The sequence below is a fragment of the Salinicoccus jeotgali genome, from assembly GCF_039538805.1.
GTDB classification, from domain to species: Bacteria; Bacillota; Bacilli; order Staphylococcales; family Salinicoccaceae; genus Salinicoccus; species Salinicoccus jeotgali.
Genome location: NZ_BAABCK010000068.1, coordinates 45407 through 58785 on the forward strand (window position 1 = coordinate 45407; position 13379 = coordinate 58785).

The 13379-nt window shown below is 47.2% G+C and carries 13 protein-coding genes; 4 read left to right on the forward strand and 9 right to left on the reverse strand.

All coding sequences use genetic code 11. The features are described 5' to 3' along the window. Positions 1-46: 46 nt before the first annotated feature. The 5 genes from ABD734_RS10755 to clpB all read right to left on the reverse strand — a co-directional run bounded on the left by ABD734_RS10755 (position 47) and on the right by clpB (position 5941). Complete coding sequence (locus tag ABD734_RS10755; protein WP_344704179.1) at positions 47-823, reverse strand: amino acid ABC transporter ATP-binding protein; 777 nt, start codon at positions 821-823, stop codon at positions 47-49. Continuing rightward, positions 823-1530 (reverse strand): amino acid ABC transporter permease, encoded by a 708-nt coding sequence (locus ABD734_RS10760; RefSeq protein WP_344704181.1) that lies wholly within the window; start codon positions 1528-1530, stop codon positions 823-825. The genes ABD734_RS10755 and ABD734_RS10760 overlap by 1 nt, the downstream gene beginning before the upstream one ends. After that, a complete protein-coding gene (ehuC, locus tag ABD734_RS10765) occupies positions 1530-2192 on the reverse strand; it encodes an ectoine/hydroxyectoine ABC transporter permease subunit EhuC (RefSeq protein ID WP_344704183.1) in 663 nt (220 codons plus the stop codon). The genes ABD734_RS10760 and ehuC overlap by 1 nt, the downstream gene beginning before the upstream one ends. Before the next feature lie 62 nt (positions 2193-2254). Beyond that, positions 2255-3142: an ectoine/hydroxyectoine ABC transporter substrate-binding protein EhuB gene (gene ehuB / locus ABD734_RS10770; protein WP_344704185.1), complete on the reverse strand. Its 888-nt coding sequence runs from the start codon at positions 3140-3142 to the stop codon at positions 2255-2257. Between the two features lie 210 nt (positions 3143-3352). Next, positions 3353-5941 (reverse strand): ATP-dependent chaperone ClpB, encoded by a 2589-nt coding sequence (gene clpB / locus ABD734_RS10775; RefSeq protein ID WP_344704187.1) that lies wholly within the window; start codon positions 5939-5941, stop codon positions 3353-3355. 168 nt (positions 5942-6109) lie between these two features. On the opposite strand from clpB, the gene ABD734_RS10780 reads away from it, so the two are divergent. Further along, a complete protein-coding gene (locus tag ABD734_RS10780; RefSeq protein WP_344704189.1) occupies positions 6110-6931 on the forward strand; it encodes an undecaprenyl-diphosphate phosphatase in 822 nt (273 codons plus the stop codon). A 35-nt stretch (positions 6932-6966) separates the two neighbouring features. On the opposite strand, the gene ABD734_RS10785 is transcribed toward ABD734_RS10780, so the two are convergent. Beyond that, entirely contained in the window at positions 6967-7275 is a 309-nt protein-coding gene (locus tag ABD734_RS10785; RefSeq protein WP_344704190.1) for a metal-sulfur cluster assembly factor, read from the reverse strand. A 109-nt stretch (positions 7276-7384) separates the two neighbouring features. Between ABD734_RS10785 and ABD734_RS10790 the strand changes: the two genes are divergently transcribed. The 3 genes from ABD734_RS10790 to ABD734_RS10800 are packed head-to-tail and all read left to right on the forward strand — an operon-like array spanning position 7385 to position 10404. Next, positions 7385-8197, forward strand: a complete 813-nt coding sequence (locus ABD734_RS10790; RefSeq protein WP_344704192.1) for a Cof-type HAD-IIB family hydrolase — start codon at positions 7385-7387, stop codon at positions 8195-8197. An 18-nt stretch (positions 8198-8215) separates the two neighbouring features. Next, a complete protein-coding gene (locus ABD734_RS10795) occupies positions 8216-9058 on the forward strand; it encodes a DegV family protein (RefSeq protein WP_344704194.1) in 843 nt (280 codons plus the stop codon). A 2-nt stretch (positions 9059-9060) separates the two neighbouring features. After that, complete coding sequence (locus tag ABD734_RS10800) at positions 9061-10404, forward strand: CoA-disulfide reductase (RefSeq protein WP_344704196.1); 1344 nt, start codon at positions 9061-9063, stop codon at positions 10402-10404. 78 nt (positions 10405-10482) lie between these two features. On the opposite strand, the gene ABD734_RS10805 is transcribed toward ABD734_RS10800, so the two are convergent. The 3 genes from ABD734_RS10805 to ABD734_RS10815 all read right to left on the reverse strand — a co-directional run bounded on the left by ABD734_RS10805 (position 10483) and on the right by ABD734_RS10815 (position 13351). Then, a complete protein-coding gene (locus ABD734_RS10805) occupies positions 10483-11895 on the reverse strand; it encodes an alpha-amylase family glycosyl hydrolase (protein ID WP_344704198.1) in 1413 nt (470 codons plus the stop codon). Between the two features lie 123 nt (positions 11896-12018). Next, a complete protein-coding gene (locus ABD734_RS10810) occupies positions 12019-12393 on the reverse strand; it encodes a YisL family protein (protein ID WP_344704200.1) in 375 nt (124 codons plus the stop codon). Positions 12394-12448: 55 nt separating this feature from the next. Next, positions 12449-13351: a fumarylacetoacetate hydrolase family protein gene (locus ABD734_RS10815; RefSeq protein WP_344704202.1), complete on the reverse strand. Its 903-nt coding sequence runs from the start codon at positions 13349-13351 to the stop codon at positions 12449-12451. Positions 13352-13379: the final 28 nt, after the last annotated feature.

Consider the following 13379-nt stretch of genomic DNA (forward strand, 5'->3'; position numbering starts at 1 on the left):
GCCTTCAAAAGGCGGGCCCTATTTATGTCTGATGCTTCAATTCTACTTAACTTGATGATTTCCTGAAGCGTTTTAGGAAGTCCTGCAATCTTGGATTCTCAGATTGGTTGATGACTTCTTCTGCCGTGCCTGATTCTGCGATGACGCCGTCATCCAAAAAGAGCACACGATCTGCGATCTCGAGCGCAAAATCCATTTCATGTGTGACGAGCACCATGGCCATCTCATCATGCTCGGCCAAATCCCTGATCACTCCGAGCACTTCTCCGACAAGTTCCGGGTCCAAGGCTGATGTCACTTCATCAAACAACATGATTTTCGGCTTCATCACCAGTGCCCGTGCCATGGCGACACGCTGCTTCTGTCCGCCTGACAAGTTCGCCGGGTAAGCATCGTATTTATCTCCAAGCCCCACACGGTCAAGCATCTTCCTGGCCTCTTCCTCCGCTTCCTTCTTCTTATATTTCTTCACTTTTACAAGAGGCATTACACAATTGTCCAGGATTGTCTTATGGGGGAAAAGATTAAAATGCTGAAACACCATGCCGATGTCTTTCCTGACTGAACGCAGATGTTTTTCATTGGCTCTCTTCTTTTTTCCGCCGACTTCCATCTTCCAAAGGTTTTCACCTGCTACGATGATATCTCCGTCCGTCGGCTCTTCCAGAGTCATCAGCAATCTTATGATCGTCGTTTTCCCGGAACCGCTTGGTCCGATTATCGCAATTTTTTCAGAAGGATAAATATCCAGGTTGATACCCTTTAAAACATGTGTATCTCCAAATGATTTATGGACATCATCGTACTTTACAATTGGTTCCATTACTCACTCACTCCCACTTTCTTCTGCTTCTTATCAAATCGTCTGTTCATCTTGCCCTCAAGTTTGTTGATCAGCAATGCTGATGGATAGCTGAGCAGCAGGAACAGAAGTGCCACGATGGTCAGTGGTTCAATGTAAGACCAAGTCTGTGCGCCGTAGCTTCTTGCGATGCTGAGTATACCGACTACCCCTATCGTTGCAGCAAGCGGCACTTCCTTAAACAGTATGATCAAGTAGTTGCCGAGCATCGGTATCGTCGGTGGTAATGCCTGGGGCAGGATGACATTCAACCATCTGTCTTTCGTTGAAAGGTTAAGTGCGGTTGAAGCTTCACGCTGACCTTTTTCCACGCTGTCGATGCCTGAACGGTAGACTTCACTGATGTATGTTGAGAAATGGATTCCCAAAGCCAACATGGCAGCTACAAATGGTGTGAATGACATGCCTACATAAGGCACCATCGGCCATGCAAAATACAGAAAGAATATCTGGACTATGGGAGGTGTGGACCTTATGAATTCCCTGATCCAGTAGATGATGAGGTTGAATGGCCGCCACGGTGTAGACTCCAGCACAAGCCAGATAAAACCGGCAAGCATTGCCAATAGATAACTTACAACAGTCAGGCCAAGAGTTATTTTAAGTCCTTCCAGAATAATCGGAAATGCTTCCAGAAATGTTTCCCAGCTCCAATATTGTGAATTCATCAGCTCGCCACCCCTTTCCTGGCGATTTTCTCACCTTTTTTAGATAGCCAGATCAATGGCAGTGCAATGATGAAATACATGACAAGCACCATGAAATAGGCAATTGGGCCTTCTGAGAGGTTGGAAGACCTATAGATATCCCCGTAGTAGAGGATGTCACTCAAACCAATCAATGAAACAAGTGCTGTCCCTTTAAGTATCTGAATCGAGTAGTTTCCAAACTCAGGCAGCATCAACCTTAGAGCCTGAGGCAGGATGACTTGTCTCATTCTTTGGAATCTCGAAAGGTTTAATGCGATCGATGCTTCTGTCTGACCCTTATTAATGGAGAGGATCGAGCTTCGCACCACCTCAGACATATATGCGCCATAGTTCAATCCAATGGCAATGACACCGACCCACCAATTGCTGCCAAGATCGATATTAAAGAGCATCGGAACAGCATAATATAACCAGAATAACTGCACAATCAGCGATGTACCTCTAAATATTTCCACATAGAAAGCCGTAAACCCTCTGAGCAGCAGATTCGTCGATAGACGTGAAAGCCCAGCGATGAAGGCCATTATAAAAGAAAATAAGGCTGCGACTAGAAATATGCTGATTGTCGTCCATGCCCCCTGAGATAGGTAGGTCAGTATATTCACCCAGTTTTCAAACATATTTCCCCACTCCTCTATTAAAATAAAGGCCCAGAGGGGTATCCCCACTGGGCCTGAAAAGATTATTCAGCTTCACAGAGTTCCTCGGTCGTCATTCCACCGACTTCAACCCTATTGCTTTCTGCTTCAAAACCTTCGGCATCATCAAGGATCTGATCAATCGTGCCATCTTCTTTAAGTGTCTCCAGTGCTTCATTGTAAGCATCACGCAGCTCTGCATCATCGAGGTTGAACGCCGCAGCACCGAAACTTGGAATGCCTTTGATATCTGGCTGTTCGAAATCATCGACGATCTCTACGTCCTCGCTATCCAATGATTCATAGGCTGCTCTTAGAGTTGCTTCAGTCGCTGCAGTAACATCGGCATTGCCTGATTGTACAGCGGAGAGTTGCCCTGGAATGTCGCCAACCGACATGATCTGGCTTGGATCTACACCCTCTTGATCAAGGAAATCAAACTGCGTAGTGCCCTCCATCAAAGCAACCTTCACATCTGGATTATCTGCTATATCAGCATAGCTTTTAATATTTTTCGGGTTGCCCGCCGCTACGACCAGACCCTCTCCGTATTGCATTTCAGGTTCTGCAAACAGAGCATTCTCACATCTGTCCGGCAATATCGCCATACCAGCAGTAATAACATCATACTGGCCGGCCTGCACACCCGGTATCAACTCGCCCCAGTCAGTTAGATGACCTTCGACATTGTCGATGCCCATTTCAGAGAATACAGCCTTGGCGATTTCTATGGCTGCGCCTTCAAGCTCTCCGCTCTCTGAATTTTCATAAGCATACGGGGGTTCATTTGCAAACCCGATATTTACAGTACCACTCTCTTTCAGTTCATCCAATTTACTTGAACCAGAATCGGATTCTTCTGAATCGCCGTTGCCGCATGCGCCCAATATAAATATAAATCCAAGTGCGAGTAATAGTGGAATTTTTTTCAATGAATTTCCTCCTAATAATTATTTGGATTATTCTGCCATGTAAGTTGTACATTTTTAGTATACAGAACTGAGTTTTCCTGTCAAATTCAATAAGTGCTCCTTAAGTATCGATTGTCCCCTGCAACGTCTATCACTACTAGCTTTTCAAGCTGGACCTTTGTCATTGAAATTGTTCCATAAAAAAAGCACCCCCTCGGGGAGTGCGTTCAATTACATATCAAATTTTAATCCGTCATCATCGTAATCGATCTTGACATGGAGTCCTTCACTTAAGTCGGCTGCAATGAGTTTTCTTGCGAGTGGTGTCTCTATGTGCCTCTGGATAAACCGTTTAAGTGGCCTTGCACCGAATTGCGGTTCGTAGGCTTCCTCTGAGATCCAATCTTTGACCGCTTCGGTGACTTCGATGGTCATATGCTGATCATCAAGACGCCGGTTCAGATCTTCAAGCAATTTCTGCGTGATCAGTTTCATATCTTCTCGGGACAGTGGTGTAAAGATGACTATATCATCCATCCGGTTGATTATTTCAGGTTTGAAGTATTGATGCACTTCACGCATGACAATCTGTTTAGTATCCTCTGAAATCTCACCTTCTTCAACCACTGTATCGAGCAGATGGTTCGAGCCGATATTTGAAGTCATGATGATGATTGTATTCCTGAAATCAACAGAACGGCCCTTGGAATCTGTGAGTCGGCCTTCATCAAGCAGCTGGAGCAGAATATTGAATACATCACTGTGCGCTTTCTCGACTTCATCGAGCAATATTACGGAATACGGTTGACGCCTTATTGCTTCGGTCAATTGTCCACCTTCTTCATGTCCGATATATCCAGGCGGGGCACCAATTAATCTGGAGACGGCGTGTTTTTCCATATATTCACTCATATCGATCCGTATCATGTGCTTCTCTGAATCGAACATCGTTGCCGCAAGGGTTTTTGCAAGCTCGGTCTTACCCACACCTGTCGGTCCGAGGAAGAGGAAGCTGCCGATTGGGCGGTTCGGGTCTTTAATGCCTGCCCGGGCACGGATGACTGCATCGGATACGAGATCGACCGCTTCATCCTGGCCGACAACCCGTTCATGCAGGATATCTGCAAGTTTCAGTAGCTTGTCCTTTTCGGTTTCGACAAGCTTCGATACTGGAATACCCGTCCATTGGCTGACGATATATCCTATCTCATCTTCTGTGACGACTTCGCGGATGATGCGGTTCTCACCGGCACTTTCTTCCTGCAACGCTTCTGCCAGTGCATCCAGCTCCTTCTCGAGTTGCGGCAATCTCCCATGGCGCAGTTCTGCAGCTTTTTCAAGCTCATAGTTATTTTCCGCTTCTTCCAGTTCCTGGCGGACCCTGTCGACTTCTTCACGCTTGTCGTTCACTTTTTGAATCTGGTCCTTTTCACGTTGGACGCGCTGAGCCAATGTCTGCTGCTCCTCGCGCACTTCCGACAGCTCCTTCTGAAGTTCTATCAGACGGTTTTTGGAAACCGCATCATCTTCCGATTTAAGTGCCTGTTCCTCAATTTCAAGCTGCATTACACGACGGTTTATCTGATCGAGTTCCGTCGGATTGGAACCCATTTCAGTTCTGATTGTGGCGCTTGCCTGATCCATCAGGTCGATCGCCTTGTCCGGCAGGAAGCGGTCTGTAATATAGCGATCGGATAGTTCTGCTGCAGCTACCAGGGCGCGGTCCGTGATTCTGACGCCATGATGCACTTCGTAGCGTTCCTTAAGGCCACGCAGTATGGAAATGGTATCCTCCACATCAGGTTCCGGCACCTGTACCTTTTGGAAGCGGCGTTCCAGGGCCGAGTCTTTCTCGATGTACTCACGGTATTCATTCAGTGTGGTCGCACCGATGCAGTGCAGTTCGCCGCGTGCAAGCATGGGTTTTAGCATATTGCCGGCGTCCATCGCCCCTTCGGTCTTACCTGCACCGACGAGCATATGGATCTCGTCTATGAACAGGATGATGCGCCCTTCTGACTCCTTCACTTCTTTCAGGACTGCTTTAAGGCGCTCTTCAAATTCACCGCGGTATTTTGCGCCTGCCACCAATGCTGATAAATCGAGTTCGAAGATTGTCTTGTCGAGCAGGCTGTCCGGCACATCCTTGCGTACGATGCGCTGGGCCAGGCCTTCGACGATGGCTGTTTTACCGACTCCCGGCTCTCCGATGAGCACCGGGTTATTTTTGCGCTTGCGGCTCAGTATGCGTATGGAGTTGCGGATTTCCTCATCCCGGCCGATTACGGGGTCTACATTCCCGTTCCTGACTTCTTCGACGAGGTCACGACCGTATTTTTCAAGCGCTTCGTACTGCACTTCCGGGTTTTGTGTGGTCACATGGTTTCCCCCTCTTGCTTTATTGATGATTTCTTTGATCACTTCCACCTTATTGCCGACTGCTTCCTTCAATATCTGTTCCTTTTCCATGCCTGCGAGCAGGACATGTTCGATGGAGACGTACTCATCCTTCATTTCCGTCATGATTTTTTCGGCGCGGTCCATCACCTGGGAAAAGCCGCTCGACATATATTGTCCGTACTGCACATTGTCGCCTTTGACGACATTGTACTTCTTCAATTTTTCATCATACTGTGCAATGATTTCACCGGTATTGATGGACGCCCTCTCCAATACATCCTTGGCCATGCTTTCATCCACTGTCAGCATAGCCTTCATCAATGCTTCCGATTCAATCGACTGCAGCTTCAGATCAACCGAAATGGATTGCGCCTGTTCTATAACCGATTGCACGGTATAAGTCATTCTGTTGATATCCATATGTTTCACCTCTTTTTAAAATCTGCCGTGGCAGTGTTCTTAAGTAGTGTTTGACCTTTTTTGACCTTAACTATATTATACACCTATGCATTCATTTTTCAAGCAATTGATGGCTTTTAGAGCGAATTTATTCTATATTATAGTATAGGAATTTTAGGAGGGACAGTTTTGGATATCATTGAACTTATACGCTATATCTTTCTTGGCCTGCTTCAGGGTTTCACCGAGCCGATACCCGTTTCATCGAGTGGCCATCTTGTCATTGCACGTGAATTGCTCGGAGTCGAAGCCAAAGGACTTTCCTTTGAAATATTGCTTAATACAGCATCCCTTATCGCAGTCCTCTACATATACAGGGCGGACATCACTGAAATCATCGTCAACTTGTCGCGCTTCATTTTTAAAGGGGCACGTGATGAAGAGGCGGCAGAGGATTTCCGCTATGTCCTCTACCTCATCATCGCCACCATCCCGGTCGGCATTCTGGGTATTCTCCTGAAGGATATCATCGGAGATAACGTCTCCATGCTGACAGTCGGCTTCATGCTGCTTGTCACAGGCCTTGCCCTCTGGTTCATCAAAAATAAGCGTGGTCAGAAGAAGGACGGGGATATCCGCTTCCGGGACGCCATCATCGTCGGGGCGGCGCAGTGTGTGGCACTCATGCCCGGCATCAGCCGCAGCGGCGCAACACTCGTCGGTGCCATGGCGGTCGGCATGAACCAGAAGAATGCTCTGCGTTTTGTCTTCCTGCTCTATATCCCCGTCTCCCTCGGAACAGCACTGATCTCGGTCGACGACCTCGTCAACGATCCGAATCTGTCTGCGTTATGGATCCCTTACCTGCTGGCTTTCATCTCCAGTATGATAGCGACTTATATTGCATTGAAATGGTTGCAGAACATCATGGAAAAAGGCAATCTCGCACTTTTCAGCTACTATTGTTTCGCAATCGGTGCGTTCGCCATCATCTACCATCTCGTTGCATAAAAAAAAGCACTCTGACGAGTGCTTTTTTCATGCCTTTAGCTGACACCGAGCGCGATTTTCGCGTAACGGCTCATTTTATCTTTATCCCATGGTGGGTTCCAGACGATGTTGACTTCAGTCTCTTCCACTTCCGGCAATTCCGAAAGTGCCTGTTTGACTGAATCGACAATCTGCGGCCCCATCGGACAGCCCATTGAAGTCAATGTCATCTCGACACCAGCATTGCCATCTTCATCGAGATGTACGCCGTAGACCAAGCCAAGGTTGACTATATCGATGCCAAGTTCAGGGTCGATCACGTTCTCGAGTGCGCCCATCATGCTTTCTTCCATCATTTTATCCATTTATCTCACTCCTTCCAGAGTATATACTATTAATATATCAAAAAAACCGCACTAGATAAACATAAATGATATGATAGTTTTATGAATATTAACAAGGAGATTTTGCATAATGGAAAAACATCTTATATGTCTCGACCTTGATGGCACATTGCTGACGGACGAAAAAGAGATCAGCCCATTTACCAAAAAGGTCCTGCTCGAACTTAAGAAGAAGGGGCATGAACTGATGATATCGACCGGCCGTCCCTACAGGGCGAGCGAACCCTACTACAGGGAACTGGATATGACCACTCCTATTGTCAACTTCAACGGAGCGTTCGTCCATCATCCAAGCGACCTCTATTTCCGGACGGTCCACGAGGAACTCGATCTCGAAGTCGCCCAGGAGATAGTGCGCCGGGTGCCTGACCTCAACATCCAGAACATCATTGCTGAAGTCAAGGACAACGTCTATCTCCACTATCATGATGAAGTACTCTTTGAAGCCTTCAGCATGGGCAACCCGGAGATAAGGATTGGTGACCTTACTCAGACCATCGAATCGGGGCCGACCACAATACTGATTCAGGCAGAAGAGCCTGAAGTGCCGAACATCAGACAAGCACTTGATGACCTTTTTGCGGATACCATCGAACATCGGCGCTGGGGTGCACCCTACCCTGTAATAGAAATCGTCAAAAAAGGCATCAACAAAGCAGTCGGCGTCAATTATGTTCGTGGCTACATGGGCATCGACCAGAAAAACATCATTGCATTCGGCGATGAGGACAATGATACCGAAATGATCAAATATGCCGAACATGGCGTGGCTATGGGCAACGCCATAAAAGAAATACAGGATGCAGCTGATTATGCGGCAGACACAAACAACAATGACGGCATCGGACAATTTCTGAATGATTTTTTCAAATTACGTCTATAAAAGGAAGGAGCGGTTAATATGAAATTGCTAGTGGACAGCTGTTCAGATATCCCCCTGCAGCAGCTTAAGGAGATGGACATCGAAATGATTCCGTTGCGCATCACCATTGGCGACAACGATTACCATGATCAGTATGAGATTTCGAGCTCGGAAGTGCTGGAAGCCATCACAGAAGGCAAGCGTCCATTGACGAGTCAGGCAAACCCAGAAGATTTCACCAATATATTCCGTAAATATACAAAAAAAGGAGAACCCATCCTATATATCGCATTTTCAAGCGAGCTGTCAGGCACTTATCAGAGTGCCCTGATAGCCCGTGATACAATTATCGATGAGCTTCCGGAAGCGGACATCACAATCATCGACACTAAGTCTGCGAGTTATGGCCTCGGCATGATAATAGAGCGCGCCCATGGATATTTGAAGGAAGATATGGAAAAAGACGTTATGATGGCACAGATAGAACAAGATGTGAAGAACATCCGCCATTTCTTCACAGTCAACGACCTTGATTATCTTGCCAAGGGAGGTCGTCTGTCAAAAGGCCAGGCATTCCTTGGAGGATTGCTCAACATCAAACCACTTCTTCATGTCGAAGATGGGAAACTTGTGCCCCTTGAAAAGCACCGCGGCATAAAAAAGGTGTTTTCAAGCATGACCAAGCACCTCCTTGCCGACAACGTCACACATGAAGTGCATCTGACCCATTCAAATGCGGAATCCCAGGCAGAACAGCTGAAAAAGAAGATACTCGAAGATACAAATGTTTCCGATGTGAAAATTTCAACCATCGGACCTACCATAAGCAGCCATACCGGGAACGGTACTGTGGCAATGTTCTATTTCAATGAAGGAGTGTAAAAATGGCACAAGTCATAATCGTCGGGGGAGTTGCCGGGGGCGCTACAACTGCCGCCCAACTCCGTAGGCTCGATCCGGAAATCGATATTACCATCTATGAAAAAGGCCCGCATATCAGTTATGGAAACTGTGGGATGCCCTATCATGTAGGAGGGGAAGTAGAAAGGCGTGATCAACTCATCGCCGCTACTCCCGAATCCTTCAAGGAGCGCGATGTCATCGTCAAAACACGGCATGAAGTGGTTGGCGTCGATTCGGATGCCAAGACAGTGGATGTCAAAAACCTTGAGGACGGCAATGTCTTTAAAGCACCGTATGACCACTTGGTGCTATCACCTGGGGCCAGTCCCCGGATCATCCCTGCTCTTGAGAATGTCCCTCAGGCATTTGTCCTCCACGCCCTTCATCATATGGACGCCATAAAATCGTATATCGAAGAACATGACATTGATCATGTCGTCGTCGTGGGTGCCGGTTACATCAGCCTTGAAATGGTCGAAAACCTCGTTCAACGCGGCATTCATGTTACGCTCGTGCACCGCAGCAAGAATATATACAAACCCCTTGAGAGCGACATGAGTGATTTCTTCCTGGAGGAACTTCACAGGCACGGCGTGGAAGTGAAGCTCGAAGCGGAAATCGAAAAAGTAGAAGGTGGCACTGCTGCACTGTCGACCGGCGAGGAGATTTCTGCTCCTATGATCATCGCTGGCATCGGCATTAACCCTTCAACCGGATTCTTAGAAGATTCGGGCATCACATTGAATGATTCCGGCCATATATGCACCGATGACCGCGGCCGGACGAATAAAGATTGTGTCTATGCGCTCGGAGATTCAATCGAGACGTTCTATCAGCATGTGGAAGATCGGCGCGTCAACGTCGCCTTGGCATGGGGGGCCCATCGCCTGGCGTTCGTCATCAGCAACCAGATCAGCGGAAACCAAGCCGTACGCTTTGAAGGCCTCCTCGGTACCAACATCATGCGCTTCTTCAATTATGACATTGCAGGTCTTGGCCTATCTGAAGAAGAGTTGAAAGACTACCCTTATTTCACCGTCGACCATACACAAAAAAGCAAAGCAGGATACATGGCAGACAGCAAGCCGATACGAGTCAGGATATACGCCCATAAAAAGGACGGCCGCATACTGCGCGCTTCGGTCGTCGGCACTGAAGGTGTCGACAAACGCATCGACATCCTTGCCGCCCATATCAGACTCGGTGGCTCTGCTACAGATCTCGCCAATATAGAAGTCGCCTATTCCCCACCCTATTCCAGTCCTAAAAGTGTCCTGAACATGGTGGGATATAAAGCCATCGAAAAAATGAATGAATACCGCTGAAAACAAAGACCAGCCGGGCTCCGTAATGGAGCCGGCTGGTCTTTTATTGATCAATCTTCTATCTATTGTCCATGCTGATTACTTTCTTTCCTTTGGCCGGCGCCTTCTTGCGACCAGCCAGACGAAGATGCCGAAGCCTCCGAAGATGAGCAGGCCTGCATATATATAGCCATTGTTCATCCCGGTTTCTTCAATGATGGCATAGAGCTCGCTCTCTTCACGGTCCAATACCGCAAGGAACGCCTCATTCTTCATGTCACTGCCACGGATCAAGTCGCCGATGAGCATACCGCTCAGCATCTTACTTTCATCTTCACCTTCAAAGGGCACTTTTACGTTTTCTGTGGCGGAAGTGCTGTTTATGTTCAATACAAAATCGACGTCTGATGTATAATAGCGCTGCACGAAGTGACCATCCTCATTTTTGATCACTTCGGTCTCTCCTTGGTAGATCTGGGGATGTTTTTGCGTCACTTCATTGATCGCTTCAATCTCATCCACCAGTTCCTGGTCCGTCCATAGATCCATCTGTCTGTGGACAATCGGGATTTCATCGCCGTTCAATGCGATTTCAGTACCATACTGAAACGCGATAGGCCCCTGATAGGCATACAAGTAAGTGGTCAATTGATTGATGCGCGTGCCGGGGAACATATTTGCCTCCACTACATTATGGGTGAACCGCTCACTGAACCAATGGTCTGCAAGAAGCAATGTACCGTCTGTCGGGTAGGCAGGGATTTCACGGTCAGGCTTACTGAAGCCATATGATAAGGCTTCCTGCAGATCATTTGAAGCAGCGTGGTCGAAGCCTTCCAATGTGATATCATCGTCCCCGCTGATTCCATAGGTTGTGACATCTTCAGGCAGAAATTCCTTGGCATCGATGCCATCCTGGATTACCGTCATGCTGAGTCCATCGATATTATAATCCTCAGTGAATTCACGGGCCATTTCCTTGTATCGTTTTTGGTTGTCGGCGTTTTGGAGGTCTATGAATTCTGCATCTATCATACCGTAATAATCCTGTTGGATATCATTCAATACGGGCGCATCAAAAGCTGTATAACCTTCAGCCAAAGTGGCCGGCATATCGACGATGACATCCATACCCCGCTCATGCGCTGCATCTATCAGACTTTTAAACGCTTCCGGTCCACCGAGAGCTTCTTCGATCTCACCATATTCTCTAACGGCATAGCCCAGATAATCATCTTCGGCCCGGTCGAATACAGGAGACAGCATCAAGGCGCTGAACCCCATATCCTTTATGTAGTCCAAGTTGCTTTCGATACCTTGGAAATCACCGCCGAATGGCAATGGTGTTTCTTTCTCGTCAGTTACATTGATATCATTACCGTCATCTCCACTCATGAACCGGTCGACAACGATGGTATAGATTCTGGTGTTGGTTGTCTCTGCAGATGCTGTGTCATAGGTCAAACCGAATGCCATCAACAGCATCGCCATATATATCATAGTTTTCTTCATTGCGATCCTACCTTCTGCTTTTATAGGTTCAGTATACTAGATAACGTTTTAAAAAAGGTTCATTTCAATAAACGTTCACAAATTTCCATGAAAAAAGGCACTCCTAAAGGAGTGCCTCTGCCATTACTGGAACATTGCGCTCAAAGGACCCATCGGCAAGTAGATGCCGAGTGCAATCGTGATGATCAGGAATACGATGAGTCCGATCATAAGATTGCGGCCTGTGCCTTTTTTACGCTGCTTGATGATAGCCATTTCCATCAGGCCGATCGTAACCAATCCAAGAAGGAATTTGATGCCGTAGAGCATCTGGTTGCCACTGCCGAAATCGAGGAACAGCATAAGTCCACTGAATAGGATGATCAGATAGACCAGCCTCAACACCATGTGCAGCGGCTTCGAGTATTTCGATTGGCCATCTGGATAATCGATTGAATTATAAGTGATGAAAAACAGGATGATCGCAAGGACCAGTGCCGTTAAGTGCAGATGTATCACATAAATCTTCCTTTCAAATATGAATCATCAATATTCTATCATATTTAAGAGGAAATTACTTCCCAATATGCGTAGTGAGGGTACCGATGCCATTGATTGCGATGCGCACCTCGTCACCCGGCTGCAGGAATTTCTGCGGATCCATTCCCGCACCGACTCCTCCCGGGGTACCCGTTGCGATGACATCGCCCGGCTCAAGCACGACGAATTTGGAAATTTCCGCAATGAGTTCGTCCAATTTGAGGACCATCTCCTTCGTGCTGCCGTCCTGGCGGATTTCATCGTTCACTTTAGTCACGATGGATGTCTCTTCCGGGTTCGGAAGTTCATCTTTAGTTACGATGAAAGGCCCCATCGGACAGCCACCCTTCAAGCTCTTCGACAAGAAGGCCTGCTTATGCTCCTTCTGAAGATCGCGTGCAGTAATATCGTTGATGATTGTATAGCCATATATATAATCAAGCGCCATTGAACTTGGAACCTTCTCGGCACGTTTGCCGATGACTACACCGAGTTCCCCCTCATAGTCGAGTTGGCTGGTGATATCCTGATGGTTCGGTATCGTTTCCCCATCTCCCACAAGACTCGTCGCCGCTTTGGTGAAGACATAGAGGCTTTGTACCTCATTGTTCATTTCCTCTGCATGCGACTTGTAGTTTCGTCCGAAAGCAATCACATTATTCGGAGGGGTTACAGGCGCTTTGAATGTAATTTCATCGAAAGGCGCTTTATATTGGTCCGGATTTTCGGAAGCTTCCGCTTTTTCCACAAGTTTGCGGACTAATTCCTGGAAGTCGAGTGTATGATATTTTGAGATGCCTTCCAGAAGTGTTTTTGGATATGCTTCTTCCGAGCCGAATGCCTCAAACAATCTTGGCAGGATCCACGCACTCTCTTCACGCTTTACTTTAACGCCGTAATACGTATGGTCCTGATAATAGAATGTTAGAAATTTCATGGAATACGCTCCTCTTATTATGTGTATT